At 42.1% G+C, this 14,802-nt stretch carries 15 protein-coding genes; 10 read left to right on the plus strand and 5 right to left on the minus strand.

Annotated elements, in window-relative coordinates:
• On the plus strand, positions 1-235 hold a 235-nt coding region (locus tag HWQ36_RS26230; protein ID WP_292708320.1), incomplete at its 5' end, for a hypothetical protein.
• Between the two features lie 472 nt (positions 236-707).
• On the opposite strand, the gene HWQ36_RS26235 is transcribed toward HWQ36_RS26230, so the two are convergent.
• Both HWQ36_RS26235 and HWQ36_RS26240 read right to left on the minus strand, forming a co-directional pair.
• A complete protein-coding gene (locus HWQ36_RS26235) occupies positions 708-1,376 on the minus strand; it encodes a (2Fe-2S) ferredoxin domain-containing protein (RefSeq protein ID WP_292708322.1) in 669 nt (222 codons plus the stop codon).
• Positions 1,377-1,434: 58 nt separating this feature from the next.
• Entirely contained in the window at positions 1,435-1,698 is a 264-nt protein-coding gene (locus tag HWQ36_RS26240) for an Asr1405/Asl0597 family protein (protein WP_292708324.1), read from the minus strand.
• 482 nt (positions 1,699-2,180) lie between these two features.
• On the opposite strand from HWQ36_RS26240, the gene HWQ36_RS26245 reads away from it, so the two are divergent.
• The 8 genes from HWQ36_RS26245 to nblB all read left to right on the plus strand — a co-directional run bounded on the left by HWQ36_RS26245 (position 2,181) and on the right by nblB (position 10,931).
• The gene (locus HWQ36_RS26245) at positions 2,181-2,735 is read left to right on the plus strand and encodes a Dps family protein (RefSeq protein ID WP_292708326.1); all 555 of its coding nucleotides are present in this window, start codon (positions 2,181-2,183) and stop codon (positions 2,733-2,735) included.
• A gap of 588 nt (positions 2,736-3,323) precedes the next feature.
• Positions 3,324-6,590 (plus strand): carbamoyl-phosphate synthase large subunit, encoded by a 3,267-nt coding sequence (carB, locus tag HWQ36_RS26250; RefSeq protein ID WP_292708328.1) that lies wholly within the window; start codon positions 3,324-3,326, stop codon positions 6,588-6,590.
• 20 nt (positions 6,591-6,610) lie between these two features.
• Positions 6,611-6,820, plus strand: a complete 210-nt coding sequence (locus tag HWQ36_RS26255; protein ID WP_292708330.1) for a hypothetical protein — start codon at positions 6,611-6,613, stop codon at positions 6,818-6,820.
• A 452-nt stretch (positions 6,821-7,272) separates the two neighbouring features.
• A complete protein-coding gene (locus HWQ36_RS26260) occupies positions 7,273-8,229 on the plus strand; it encodes an RNA polymerase sigma factor, RpoD/SigA family (RefSeq protein ID WP_114081492.1) in 957 nt (318 codons plus the stop codon).
• Positions 8,230-8,477: 248 nt separating this feature from the next.
• Entirely contained in the window at positions 8,478-8,822 is a 345-nt protein-coding gene (locus HWQ36_RS26265) for a DUF760 domain-containing protein (RefSeq protein ID WP_012412037.1), read from the plus strand.
• A gap of 264 nt (positions 8,823-9,086) precedes the next feature.
• Positions 9,087-9,518, plus strand: coding sequence for an 8-oxo-dGTP diphosphatase MutT (gene mutT, locus HWQ36_RS26270; RefSeq protein WP_292708335.1), 432 nt, complete (start codon positions 9,087-9,089; stop codon positions 9,516-9,518).
• 188 nt (positions 9,519-9,706) lie between these two features.
• On the plus strand, positions 9,707-10,171 hold the full coding sequence (locus tag HWQ36_RS26275) for a CBS domain-containing protein (RefSeq protein WP_292708337.1): 465 nt from the start codon (positions 9,707-9,709) through the stop codon (positions 10,169-10,171).
• Between the two features lie 94 nt (positions 10,172-10,265).
• The gene (nblB, locus tag HWQ36_RS26280) at positions 10,266-10,931 is read left to right on the plus strand and encodes a phycobilisome degradation protein NblB (RefSeq protein WP_292708339.1); all 666 of its coding nucleotides are present in this window, start codon (positions 10,266-10,268) and stop codon (positions 10,929-10,931) included.
• A gap of 101 nt (positions 10,932-11,032) precedes the next feature.
• Here nblB and HWQ36_RS26285 read toward each other — a convergent pair whose 3' ends face one another.
• Together HWQ36_RS26285 and HWQ36_RS26290 are read right to left on the minus strand one after the other, a co-directional pair.
• The gene (locus tag HWQ36_RS26285) at positions 11,033-11,782 is read right to left on the minus strand and encodes a PEP-CTERM sorting domain-containing protein (RefSeq protein ID WP_292708341.1); all 750 of its coding nucleotides are present in this window, start codon (positions 11,780-11,782) and stop codon (positions 11,033-11,035) included.
• A gap of 511 nt (positions 11,783-12,293) precedes the next feature.
• The gene (locus tag HWQ36_RS26290) at positions 12,294-12,812 is read right to left on the minus strand and encodes a DUF456 family protein (protein WP_012412032.1); all 519 of its coding nucleotides are present in this window, start codon (positions 12,810-12,812) and stop codon (positions 12,294-12,296) included.
• Between the two features lie 262 nt (positions 12,813-13,074).
• Here HWQ36_RS26290 and HWQ36_RS26295 point away from each other — a divergent pair, with 262 nt between their 5' ends.
• Complete coding sequence (locus HWQ36_RS26295) at positions 13,075-13,989, plus strand: M48 family metallopeptidase (protein WP_292708343.1); 915 nt, start codon at positions 13,075-13,077, stop codon at positions 13,987-13,989.
• 119 nt (positions 13,990-14,108) lie between these two features.
• Here HWQ36_RS26295 and HWQ36_RS26300 read toward each other — a convergent pair whose 3' ends face one another.
• Positions 14,109-14,744, minus strand: a complete 636-nt coding sequence (locus HWQ36_RS26300; RefSeq protein WP_292708345.1) for a cofactor assembly of complex C subunit B — start codon at positions 14,742-14,744, stop codon at positions 14,109-14,111.
• Positions 14,745-14,802 lie beyond the last annotated feature (58 nt).

The raw sequence follows: 14,802 nt of genomic DNA on the forward strand, positions 1-14,802 counted from the left end.
TCAAAAGGTCAACGTCGAGCCTCAAAAGGTCAACGTCGAGCCTCAAAAGGTCAACATCGAGCCTCAGAAGGTTAACATTGAGCCTCAAAAGGTCAACATCGAGTCTCAAAAGGTCAACATCGAGCCTCAAAAGGTCAACATCGAGTCTCAAAAAGTCAACATTGAGCTTCAGAAGGTCAACATCGAGCTTCAGAAGGTCAAGGCGGAGTTGGTAAAATGGTTTAGATTGGGATAGATAGATTGCAAAAACTCCGCAGGTGTCAATATTTTTATCCCAAACTGCTCAATGCCATTAAAGTCACGAGCATTATAGCTTTTCCTAATCAAATGAGGTACTTCATAGCCCCCTATCGAAGAGCGGGGAGGGGGTTTGGGGGTGGGGTTTTTGTACCTCACTCAACAGGGAACCGCTATATATGTTTTTAAATCATTGATGATTGACGCTTCAACTGTAAGCGATGTCTAACGACAAGTCTCTTTGCGTCTACGTATTCATCAATCAAATACATTCCCTTGAATTTTTCCAAATTATGGGAGTATGCCAGTTAAAAATTGCTTAATAAAAATCTTATTCACTCAAAAAACTGGCCTTAATTAAAGCCAGTTTTTTGATTTTATTGCAAACTTCTATCGGACTTTACGGCCGAGTCTTAACGGAACACACTTGAGAAGATATTATTAAGCTTTCTCATTGAAATGTCAAGATTTTATGAATTACTTCCCCAAGGTTTGCCATTAGATATCGCTACTTCCCTTAAATTCTCAGGCTGTGCTTCTAAACTCTTGTCACCGAAATGCTGATTCATCAGCGCCGGGATTTGTGCCGCCTGAATTCGGCTATGGCGTGTTTTATCTGGCATAACTAGGTTTGGCCCAGCTTTGCAATTTTTCATGCAACCAGTGCCCTTGATTGTAACTTGGTCTTCTAAACCGCGATCGCTTAAAGCTGCCTCCAACGCCTGACAAACTGCTTTACCACCGCGTTTCATACAATCAGACTTTTGACATACCAAAATCGTGGCTTTAGCCTTAGCTGGCTTTACCTTGACATTATCAATAGACGGGGGTTCTTGTACTGGTGCGATCGTTTCAACTCTCCCCATCTCAGAACGCGCCGCCATTACCCGTTCAGCTTTCAAAGTGACAGTGCCATCCTTCAAATCATGCTTTTTGTAACCAACAACTTGCAACCAAGTGCCTGGTGGTAAGCGCAAGTCAAAAGCAGCCCGTAAATGTTTAGCTAGTTTAATATAAGACTCACCCTCATGAGTCCCCAGCATTAAGCCTTTAAGCTTATAGCCATCTTTAATAACAAAATTTATAAATCTGCCCTCAAGACAAAATTCTGATACTTCCATACTGTGAGATGCACCCATTTTTTTGATCTCCTTTTAACTAAGTACAACCTATCAAGCAAGATATTCTCAGCAGCAGCTAAAAATTAGAACTGTTGTTAGCGATTTTCCAACAGCACTCAAGAGTCAAAATTTGGTCTTGACGAGAGGCTGTTAATCGCCGTATCACACTCCAAAGTTGAACAGCTGTCACAGGAGAGCCAATTTCAACTTTCAATGGCTGGTTAGCTGTACAAGTACAGGGAATGTCTAACTCCTTTAGACGTTGATAGACTTGCCAGCGATCTGCCCAATTCACCTCTACAAGGTGGTTGCTTTCTATTTCTGAACTAAACGATTTCAAGAGAATTGCCCTCAAAGTGCAACAAACTTGCAGTAATTACCGCGATTTAACTCTCTGCTTATTGAAAGTTTTAGGAGTGTAACCTCTTAAAACCAGCATAACTTAAGTGCAAACAATTCTCATTAATTTTGGAAAAAAAGTCAAACTTTTACAGCCATTCCATATTGAGAGGGGGCAGGGGGCAGGGAGCAGGGGGCAGGGGGACAAGGGGGAATTATTGAATAAGTCTCTCCCTTGTCTCTTCTTCATACCCCCACTTTTACTGAGTAAATATGCACATTTAAGCCGTGATGTCAATATTAATGAGAGATTTATGCACATTGATAGCTGTGCCATCATCCAGCAAATAATAAAATTGAGATTTTTAGTAAGCAAAAATACAAAATCTTGTGATGGCGAATTGGCTTGCACTTATTATTAAAATGTTAATATGTTGAGAATAAGCAGTTAAAATCTATAACTGTTAAAAAGAGAGGAACACAATGTCTGAAACGCAAACTTTGTTACGGAATTTTGGTAATGTATATGACAATCCCGTGTTGCTGGATCACAGCGTCACTGCTCCAGTTACAGAAGGATTCAACGTTGTATTAGCTAGTTTCCAGGCACTGTATTTGCAGTACCAAAAGCATCATTTTGTAGTTGAAGGCTCAGAATTTTACTCTCTGCATGAGTTTTTTAACGAAAGTTACAACCAAGTACAAGACCATGTTCATGAAATTGGAGAACGCTTGGATGGACTAGGTGGTGTGCCAGTAGCGACCTTTAGCAAGTTAGCAGAATTAACCTGTTTTGAGCAAGAGTCTGAAGGCGTATATTCCTCTCGCCAAATGGTAGAAAATGACTTAGCCGCAGAACAAGCCATTCTTGGCGTGATTCGCCGTCAAGCTGCTCAGGCAGAGAGTTTAGGCGATCGGGGTACACGCTATCTGTACGAAAAGATTTTGTTGAAAACCGAGGAACGTGCTTATCATTTGTCTCACTTCCTCGCTAAAGATAGCTTAACTTTAGGGTTTGTCCAAGCGGCTCAAAGCTAAAACTCTCATAATCTAGATTTGTCTACCTAGACTGAGAGAAAAAGTTGACAGCACGAACTCTTAAAACATTATAAAGAATGGCGGAGAATGATAACCTTATTTCTCTGCCATTTTTAATTTAAGTAAACATATCATCATAATATTTAATGTTGGAAATATTTAGCAATTAAATCGTTAATAAATATTTTTATCTAAAAAATTTATTTTTGCTGAACGATTAGACAGATATATGCAACAATAAATTACCAGTTATTGCAAAGTCTTATTTAATTAAATAATAAAAATTCGCAAAAGCTTTAAAGATTTTATCATCACAATTAAATAAAATTAGAACTACAAAATAATCATTAGGTATTGGGCATTGGGAAGGGAGTGGGGAGACAAGGGAGAGATTTATTCAATAACCTCCTTATGCCCCTTATCTCCCGGTTGGTGAGCGAAGTCGAACCACATCCCCCCCATCTCCCTCATCTCTCCACTCCACTTCCTGTCATCAAACCTAGAAAACTTAATAATAAAAAGCACGATAGGGTGTAAAGACCCTTAAAATAATCAGGATTTGTATTCTCATACTCCAAGGCAACGACTATGCCCCGCCGTGACGACCTCAGGAAGATTCTACTGTTAGGCTCTGGCCCAATTGTGATTGGACAAGCCTGTGAGTTTGACTACTCTGGCACTCAAGCCTGCAAAGCGCTGCGAGAAGAAGGCTATGAAGTAGTTTTGGTCAACTCCAACCCTGCAACGATTATGACCGACCCGGAAACGGCCGATCGCACTTACATTGAGCCGTTAACTCCAGAATTGGTGGAAAAAGTCATTGAGAAAGAACGCCCTGATGCTTTATTACCAACGATGGGAGGACAAACCGCCCTCAACCTCGCCGTTACTTTAGCCAAAAATGGGGTGTTGGAAAAGTACGGCGTTGAGTTAATCGGCGCTAAACTACCAGCAATCGAAAAAGCCGAAGATCGAAAACTTTTTGGTCAAGCAATGGCCAGAATTGGAGTAGCTGTGTGTCCTAGCGACACAGCCGAATCTTTGGAAGAAGCCAAAGCGGTTGCCCGTCAAATTGGTAGTTATCCCCTAATTATTCGTCCCGCTTTCACTATGGGCGGAAGTGGTGGCGGTATTGCTTACAACCAAGAAGAATTTGAAGAAATGGCACAGGTAGGTATAGATGCCAGCCCTGTTTCGCAAATTCTCATTGACCAGTCTTTACTCGGCTGGAAAGAATATGAACTCGAAGTGATGCGTGATTTGGCAGATAACGTGGTGATTATCTGTTCCATCGAAAACCTTGACCCGATGGGCATTCACACCGGGGACTCAATTACCGTCGCTCCCGCGCAAACCCTCACTGATAAAGAATATCAAAGGCTGCGGGATATGGCAATTAAAATCATCCGCGAGATCGGTGTCGAAACTGGCGGTTCTAATATTCAGTTTGCTGTTAATCCGCTTAATGGGGATGTGGTGGTAATTGAGATGAACCCCCGCGTTTCCCGCAGTTCGGCTTTGTCTTCCAAAGCTACGGGTTTTCCCATCGCTAAAATGGCAGCAAAGCTGGCAGTGGGCTACACCTTGGATGAAATTAAAAATGACATCACCAAGAAAACTCCCGCGTCCTTTGAGCCAACAATTGACTATGTGGTGACAAAAATTCCCCGCTTCGCCTTTGAAAAGTTCCCCGGTTCCGACCCAGTGCTGACAACTCAAATGAAGTCTGTCGGGGAAGCGATGGCAATTGGGCGGACTTTCAACGAATCATTCCAGAAGGCGCTGCGATCGCTCGAAACAGGACGCGCTGGTTGGGGTTGCGACAAAGCCGAAAAATTACCCAGTGGTGAACAAATCCGCGCCCAACTGCGGACACCTAACCCCGATCGCATTTTCGCTGTGCGTCATGCCTTGCAACAAGGCATAACTATTGAGGAAATCTACGAACTAACTGGTATTGACCGATGGTTCTTAGATAAATTACAGCAACTCCTAGATGTCGAGAAATTCCTGAAGCGGACACCCTTGCAGCAATTGACAAAAGAGCAACTTTATGAGGTGAAGCGGGACGGATATAGCGATCGCCAGATTGCTTATGCCACCAAAACCACCGAAGATGAAGTTCGCGCCTACCGCAAGTCGCTAGGAATCATCCCAGTTTACAAAACTGTAGATACCTGCGCGGCTGAATTTGAAGCCTTTACCCCCTACTACTATTCTACCTACGAAGAAGAAACAGAGGTTTTGCCAGCAACCAAGCCCAAAGTCTTAATTTTGGGTGGTGGCCCCAACCGCATTGGGCAGGGAATAGAGTTTGATTATTGTTGTTGTCACGCCGCTTATGCCTTAAAGGAAGCGGGGTATGAGACGATTATGGTCAACTCTAACCCAGAGACAGTTTCGACAGACTATGATACCAGCGATCGCCTTTACTTTGAGCCTTTAACAAAAGAAGATGTCCTTAACATCATCGAAACTGAAAATCCAGTCGGGGTGATAATCCAGTTTGGCGGACAAACCCCGCTAAAGTTGGCTATTCCATTACAAGAGTTTCTTAGCAATAACACTTCGGGACTGCTCACTAAGATTTGGGGTACATCACCAGATTCCATCGACATGGCAGAAAACCGCGAGCGGTTTGAAAAGATTCTCCAACAGTTGAATATTGCCCAACCACCTAATGGTATTGCTCGGACTTACGAAGATGCGCTGATTGTCGCCAAACGCATTGGCTATCCGGTGGTGGTGCGTCCCAGCTATGTGTTGGGGGGACGAGCGATGGAAATCGTCTATTCCGATACTGAATTGGAACGCTACATGACCTTTGCGGTACTAGTGGAACCAGAACATCCGATTTTGATTGATAAGTTTTTGGAAAACGCGATTGAAGTTGATGTCGATGCGATCGCCGATCATACTGGACGGGTGGTAATTGGTGGTATTATGGAACACATCGAGCAAGCAGGGATTCACTCAGGAGATTCCGCTTGTTCTTTACCTTCCATTTCCCTATCACCAGCAGTTCTCAATCAAATTCGCACTTGGACGGTGCAGCTAGCACAAGCGCTCTCAGTTGTGGGATTGATGAATATCCAATTTGCTGTTGTGGGTGCAAGTAGTTATTCTCCCCAAGTTTATATTCTGGAAGCTAACCCCCGTGCCTCACGCACAGTGCCCTTTGTATCTAAAGCAACGGGTGTACAGTTGGCAAAACTAGCATCCTTAATTATGTCGGGTAAAACCTTAGAGGAGCTACATTTTACTGAAGAAGTCATTCCCACACATATTGCAGTAAAAGAAGCTGTATTACCCTTTAATAAATTCCCAGGAACTGATACAATATTGGGCCCAGAAATGAGATCCACTGGTGAGGTGATGGGGATTGACAGCGACTTTGGCCGGGCCTTTGCCAAAGCAGAACTGGGTGCTGGGGAGCGTTTACCACTGACAGGAACTGTATTTGTATCAATGAGCGATCGCGATAAAGCTGCTGCAAGTGGTGTGGTGAAGGAATTTATCGATTTGGGCTTTACAGTGATGGCTACCCTTGGTACACGGCGAGTTCTTCTCGAACACGGGTTAAATATTGAATTAGTGCTGAAACTCCATGAAGGTCGTCCTCACGTCTTAGATGCAATCAAAAACCAAAAAATCCAACTTATTATCAACACACCATCAGGGGAAGAAGCCCAGACTGATGCTAGGTTAATCCGCCGCACAGCCTTAGCTTACAAAATTCCCATCATTACTACCATCGCTGGTGCAAAAGCTACCGTTGCCGCCATCCGTTCTTTACAAAATACCACTTTGGACGTAAAAACCATTCAAGAGTATTGCCCGATTTTGAGGGAGTAGGGAGTGGGGAGTGGGGGGAGATGTGGTTCGACTTCGCTCACCAACCGGGAGGTGAGAGAGAAGAATTAATAACCAATGCCCAATACTTCGACTTCGCTCAGTACAAGTGCCCAATGCCCAATACTTCGACTTACCTCGGCTTCGCCCTTCGGCTACGCTCAGGACAGGCTCGGCACAAGTCGCTCAGTACAAGTGCCCCATGCCCCATTCCCCATCCCAGAAAAAATTAAGTAATTGTTATAAGAGAATGACTATAGTTCTCATTAGAGATATCTTAGCAAATATGAGGAAGCTTATGTTAACCAGATAATTTCTGAAATTGACTTCTAGTGAGCCTTGAGAGAGAGGGCAATACTGTATGAACTGGAACAACCAGGAGATTTAATGTCTCTATATAGCCAAAACATTCTCATAAATGTTACAATTATTAATAATTCTCCAATAAAAAAATGTTTAAGAAGCGACCTTTTATCTAACTGTAGATACTTGTGAAAAGTAGGAAATAACTGTAACTTTTAGCAGTTAAGAAGCCTAAATTTGATTATTATGAGCAGCCGAGTTTCTCGCGCGCGTAAGTTGCAAACCATACATGGGTTCCCAGTCTGACTGGGTAGCACCCTAACAAAGCATCTATCCCTTAATGACCCTACCGCCAAACCCATCATTACCAAAGAGTAGCGCCATGAAGACCGCTCAGACAGCCACAGACCTCGTGCGGACTTACCTGCGTGAGATTGGCCGTGTGCCACTCTTAACACACGAGGAAGAGATTTTTTATGGTAAACAGGTGCAACGTTCTTGTACTTTGCACGAATCAAGAGAATCTCTTGCCACCCAGTTAGGTCGTCAACCGACTTTAGAAGAGTGGGCCAAAGCGACAAAGTTAGAACCAGCAGAATTGAACGAAGCGATCGCTGATGGTGAAATTGCCAAGCGTAAGATGGTAGAAGCCAATTTGCGGCTGGTAGTCTCCGTTGCCAAAAAGTACATCAAGCGCAACGTCGATTTACTGGACTTGATCCAAGAAGGTAGTATTGGTATGCAACGCGGCGTAGAAAAGTTTGACCCCACCAAAGGGTATAGATTTTCTACTTATGCCTATTGGTGGATTCGGCAAGCTATTACTCGTGCTATAGCCGAAAAAGCCCGCACTATTCGGCTGCCCATCCATATTACTGAAAAATTAAATAAGATTAAAAAGGCACAGCGCCAATTGTCTCAAAAGTTGGGACGCGCTCCTACAGCTGGTGAGTTAGCTCAAGAATTAGAATTAACTCCCAAACAAGTACGAGAATATTTAGAAAAGGCGCGTTTGCCCCTTTCCTTAGATTTGCGGTTGGGTGATAATTACGACACTGAACTAGGAGAAATGCTGGAAGATCCAGGAGCGTCTCCAGAAGAATTTGTCATGCAATCTTCCCTATCTTATGACTTAGATCGGCTGATGGGCGATCTCACACCGCAACAGAGGGAAGTAATCACACTACGCTTTGGTTTAACTGATGGGCAAGCGTTGACTCTGGCTAAAATCGGTGAAATACTGAACATCAGCCGAGAAAGAGTCCGGCAAATTGAGCGGGAAGCTTTAACCAAACTTCGCAAGTCTAAAGCCAACATGGGTGAATATTTGGCAAGTTAGTCATTAGTCATTAGTCATTAGTCCTTTGTTATTAGTTATTTACAAAGGACTAATTACCAATGACTAATGACCTATGGGTGAGAAAATACGCTGACTTTGGTACGGTTACACCTACTTCCACTCTTACGATAGGCTGTTACATTGGTTCACAGGAAGACAAAATAGCTAGCTAAGTCAAATCCAAAACAGGCATTTAATATTCAAATCACAAGCACCGCAGCCAAGAGTGGTAGTTAAGGAGCTAAATAATGAGTAACCCATCCAATCGTGTCTCAGAATTTTTCAATAGCGAATCAGAAACTAACGATTTACTATGGCAGTATGTTAAATCTTTGAGTCCAGAGACAGTTACCCAGCTATCTAAACCTACATCTGCCGAAGTTTTTCAGGTGATGGAACGGAATATTACAGGACTATTGGGTAATCTACCTTCAGAACACTTTGGCATCACTGTAAGCACCAGTCGTGAAAGTCTAGGTCGGCTTTTGGCTTCTGCTATGATTAGTGGTTATTTCTTGCGTAATGCTGAACAGAGAATGAATTTTGAACTCGCCCTACAAGGGACTGAAACCAACAACACCGAAGTTGACTAGAAATATAAAAGTTAGCAAACTCTATATTGTTGTTGGGCTGATTGCTAGCTACAGTCACGGCTATAGGAATTAAAAATAAGCCTCTGCGAAATCTTTGCCCCTAATTCCCAACCCCTAATTCCCAATAATTATCAGCTAGATTTTTTTAAAATATCCAAAACAGTGACGTATTAAGGTTGAAATTTAAAAAGTCAAAACTCGGCAGAGTTCAAACTAGTCTGCCGAGTTTTGTTGTTAATCATCTTCCCCTCTTGTCAATCAATTATGAGTGAAACCAGTTCTTTCCCGCCCCATAAAATCATTGGTGTTGCAGTAATTTGGAATGACCAAAAGCAAATTTTAATCGATCGCCGTCGTCCAGAAGGAGCAATGGGCGGTTTATGGGAATTTCCTGGTGGTAAAATCGAGCCTGGTGAAACTATTCAAGAGTGTATTCAACGGGAAATTTCCGAAGAACTGGGAATAGTAATTGAAGTGGGAGAGCATTTGATTACTATTGACCACACCTATACAAATTTGCGCGTTACCCTCACAGTACATCACTGCTGCCATATTATAGGTGTTCCCCAACCTTTGGAATCCGATGAAATTCGCTGGGTAACTTTGGAAGAACTGGATCAGTTTACTTTTCCGAAAGCAAATACTCAAATTATTGCTGCATTAAAAGGGAGTGGGGAGTGGGGAATGGGGAGATGAGGGGGACAAGGGGGAATTATTGAACAAGTTTCTCCCTCATCTCCCCCCTCTTCCTTGTCTCCCTTGTCTCTTCTCCATGCCCAATTCCCAATGCCCAATCCCGTAACAATCTATTAATTGCATCAGGTTGAGTGCCGCAATTTTCTACAATAGGCGCAGAGACTTTGATTAAAGGTATCAGCAAATAAATGCCTAAAACCGTTGCCGATGTGATGAGCCGCGATCCTATTGTCGTTCACGCGGAGACTCCACTGAAGGAAGCTATCCAAATTCTCGCAGAACGCCATATCAGTGGACTACCTGTTGTGGATGATGTCGGGAAATTGGTGGGCATTATCTCAGAAACTGATTTGATGTGGCAAGAAACTGGTGTTACTCCACCTGCGTACATTATGTTTCTTGATAGCGTTATCTATTTAAAAAATCCAGCTACGTATGAACGTGACTTACATAAGGCACTAGGACAAACCGTTGGGGAGGTGATGAGTAAAAACCCGATCGCAATTTCCCCTGATAAAACTTTAAAAGAAGCGGCTACAATCATGCACGATCGCAGCGTTCACCGCTTGCCAGTACTTGATGGCACCGATCAAGTAATTGGTATCCTCACTCGTGGTGATATTATTCGGGCAATGGCAGCAAGTCAAGATTAATCTGTTGTCATTAGTCATTTGTCATTTGTCATTTGTCAAGAGTTTTATGAAACTTGACTGTTTTTTTACACCTTTGAAAATCAAGGATAACTAAATGAGTATTACTTCGGAGTCTGTTAAGCAATTGCTCAGTTCTGAGGATTTAGGCGATCGCTTACGTGCAGTAAATCAAATCCGCCAACTGGAACCTGCGGTTGGCTTTGAATTGCTTCAAACTGCCATTAGCGATCGCAATTCCCGTGTCCGTTACTCGGCGGTGAGTCAAATGGATACACTCGGAACCCAAGATTTACAATTATCTTTGGATATCTTGCGCGATCGCTTGCTTCATGACTCTGAAGTAGATGTCCAAGCAGCAGCAGCAGACTGTATAGGCGCACTCCAACTACATGAGGCTTTTGAAGACTTAAAGGAGGTTTACTATAAGACTGATGAATGGCTAATACAATTTAGTATCATCGCTACATTAGGAGCATTGGGCGATCCACGAGCCTTTGAATTGCTCAAAGAGGCACTCTCATCAGAAACCGAATTAGTGCAAACTGCTGCTATTAGTTCTTTCGGTGAATTAGGAAATTTAGAAGCAGTTCCCCTTTTAGCTCCTTATGCTACCAATCCAGACTGGCAAATGCGTTACAGAGTTGTACAAGCGCTGGCTCTTTTGGGCGGTGCAGAAGCCAAATCTATATTAGAAACACTGGCTAATGATGAAGTAGAAGCGATCGCAACTGAAGCCAAAAATTCTTTGCAATCAGTCTGACAGTAAAAAAAATTCGATCTGGTTGGTAAAATTTTGCATTCCAGCCAGATCGAATAGATAAATTAGAGTGACTTTTAGGAACTGAAAGTCACTTGTTCATACTAAACAACACTTCTGCGGCGGCGAGACATCACCATTACAGCACCTACTGCACCCAAGCCTAGTAATGCAGCAGGTTCGGGAACGGAAGTGGTGAAGGTAGAACCAGAAAAAGTCAAATTAGCCAAGGAACCGCCAGTAGTATTGAGAATTGTATTTGCCTGAGCAACAGTAGTATTATTTCTTTGGAAAGATAAGCTTCCTGCTCCTTTAGTTATCTCACCAGTCGCACTGGTAAAGTATCCCCACAAATCAACGGCTATAGTAATGTTTGCACCAGTCTGACTTATTTTGTAATCAGAAGATGTCAACGTAAAAATATTCTTGCCATCAGCTAGAGAGGCTGTACTTTCCCCAGGCAGAATTGTACCAGGAATCGTAAGATTACCAAGGTCTAGAAATGGATTTTGCACAGTATCGCTTTTGAATGAGATGATATCACGGATACTTGCTGAATTGAAATTTAAGAAACTTCCTGTCTGAGCGGCAACACCAACTGGGGTACTTTTTACTCCATTGGAATCTGCAATAACGCTATCTGGAGTGAAGGTTAGTGAATCTTTTTTCAATGTTACTAAACTGCTAGCAAATGGATTCACAGTTACACCACCGTTAAAACTGAACTCACCTGTAAGTGAAGCAGCTTGAGCAGAACCGGCAGAGGTAAATAACCCAGCAGCAGCTAAAGGAAGTGCAGCAGTAGCAGCCAAAGTAGCTTTTAGTAATTTAGATTTTAAACTAATCACGATCATTTGAGAATCCTAATAATAAGTTTGACGGAAAGAATTGATTGTTTTACTTGTACTATCAGTAATTTATTTAAAATACTGTCAGTGAAAGCGGCACTTACGTGACGTATTTCTTATTTCCATAAAATCACATAGATTCTGAGTATGCAAGATTTACTTAGTGGTCTTCATTACATCTTCAATTGCTGAGTAGTCTTCATAAAATTTTAATTTCTTGTATATCTGGTCTTCGTATATTTGTCATTTAATAGGGTTGAAGCTGATCTATTTAACTTACATATACTGAACAAAGTTAGTGCTTTTTGTTCTTGGACATTACTCAACTGTTTTTTAGATAAATAGAGTAGACAATATATTTATCGAACAGAATTCAGCAGTCAGAATTCATTTTGAATTCTGACTGAAAAAGCGGATAGCGCAGCGTAAAGCCTTCTCTACGAGACGCTATGCGTAGCCTGCTTCTCCGAAGGAGTATGCTTAGAGCGAGTATTCGTACTCCTGCGGAATTGAAATGCTAAGAACCAAATACCTGTGGCCAAGTTGTCACAACGAAAACTACAACTGCTGCGATCGCTAATAACCCTTGAATCAAATTTCCCACCAAAGAGCCGACTACAATTCCTATACCTGCTTTAACCGCCAACCCAAATTCACGTCGGTAAATATACTCACCAATAATTGCCCCTAAAAGTGGGCCTAGTAAAATTCCTAACAGTGGCCCCCCAAAAGGCAATGTTGGCAATAATCCCAAAAATCCCACCACTAAACCGACAATTGCGCCAATTTGCCCCCACTTGCTAGCTCCAGCTTGTCTTGCTCCCACATAGCTAGCTAAAAAATCTACTCCAACACTGAGCAGTAAAACTATAATTGTCACAATTAGAGGAATCTTGATAGCCGCGAAGGAACTACTAACGATTCCCCAGACGATAATTGCAATTAAAATTAAGCTGCTACCGGGTATGGCTGGAACTACAGCACCGATGATACCCACAACCATTACGGCAATTAATAGCCAATAAATAATTTGCATAGATAAATTTCTAAATTCCGAGCGCCCCTACTTTATCTTTATATTGTATCTGGGCAAAATGGTGATAAATGCTTAGATTTCACCGACAGCAAATATGATTTTCTAGTTCAATCTGCTAAAATCTCTCTGCGATCGCTCTTGGCTCGTCTTAGTAATTGTAGATTGTAGGAACACACCCCTAGCCACAGGCGCACTGAAAGCACAAGCCGTTTGTACTGACTAACTGAACTTCTCAAACACTCCAAAATAAAGCTCAAAACTTATGACGAGAAAAATATTAACTGGACTGAGTTCAGAAGCCTACGAACATCCTTTTGATCGCAAAGCCTTGGCTTCTTTACAAAATATGCCTGGTGTTTCCTTGCTACTCAAGAAAATTAACGAATATGGTATTGATCGCTTACTCAGGCTGCAAAGCCTTGGTAGTGAAATCAGAATTTCGCCCCGTAATTTTCCCCAATTACATCAAGCATTTGTAGAAACCTGTGAAATTCTTGATGTTGCTCCCCTTCCTGAACTGTATCTTTTTCAAGGCACAGGCCACATTAAAACCTATATTGTTGGTGTGGAAAAACCCCTTGTTGGTATCAATTTAGATGCAATGGAGTGGCTTGGCGCAGATGAGTTGCTTTACATTTTTGGACACGAAATTGCTCGCATCAAGAGTCAGCACATGGTTTATCACCAAATGGCAATTGTGATGCCAACTTTGAAAAATTTGTTAAGCAGTACCACGCTGGGTGTGGGTGGCTTGATAGCTGGTGGTATGGAACTAGGTTTGTATAATTGGCGGATGATGTCTAGGTTCACTGCTGATCGGGCTGCAATGCTTGCTTGTCAGGATATTGACGTAGCAACTACTACACTGATGAAACTCGCAGGTTTGCCAGATGAGTACTTAACTACTGCTGTAATCGAAGATTTCCTTGTCCAAGCCCGTGAGTTTGCATCCAATAACTTTGATAGTGTGGATAAAGTCACTAAAATATTAAGCTATACAGAGTCTGGGCTTTCTTGGGTAGTTATGCGGGCTGGCGAATTATTAAAATGGGTTGATTCCGGAGCTTATGATAATTTAATTCAACAGACAAATTTAAATACACCGGAAGAACCAGAAGCAAAAGAAGAAAAGACACCAGAAGAAAAGGAAGGGTGGAATTTTTTGACTTCTTGGTGAGTTAATAATTCGTAATTCGTAATTAACTCTAGATAAGAGGAAGTTAATTTGAGTTAATAATTACAAATTACGATTTATTCTGACAGATGACCAACCCAAATTTATATTAGTTGGTTGGATCAAGTCGAGCTAAAAGTAACGGCTAATTTATCAGCAATTCCGGCAATCCAATTTTCATCTTGTTTGGTATAACTCCGAGGAGCATTTGCTGCCAAAATTAGCGCACCTTGGTTGCCAATAGGTTGACAAATTACACCTTGAGTATTTTCTGGTAAATAATCAAATTCAAGCCTACCTGGATATATTTTTAGAGCAACTAGATAAATTGGCTTTTGTTTTTCGAGTACCTGTTTTAGGATTACTCCTGGTACAACTTCAGATTTAGTACCCAAAATCCCACGACGCAATAAAACTTTACCTTGGTAATAAACCACGAGCGATCGCGTTACTGTATTAGTCAACAATAAATGAGATGCCCAGGCTAGCTCTGTTTTCACGTTTTCGGGTAAATCTGCTGCCAGTACAAAACCTTCTTCTCCAATTAGTTCTACAATATCAGGCGATCGCGGCTGAACTTGCTGCCAAATTAAACCAGTTAAAACTAATACCGCACTCAAAATCACGCCCACCACATCACCACGCGATTGAGACTGGGTTAATTCCGGTGTCAACAAACGGTTAATCAGCAAAAGTAAAGCGCCTAGCCCACCCACGACAATGGGTAGACGCCGCAAAACTCGATTGTCATTTGTCATTTATCATTTGTCATTTGTCATTTGTCATTTGTCATTTGTCATTTGTCATTTGTCATTT

Source organism: Nostoc sp. NMS2, assembly GCF_017115105.1.
Lineage (GTDB): Bacteria > Cyanobacteriota > Cyanobacteriia > Cyanobacteriales > Nostocaceae > Nostoc.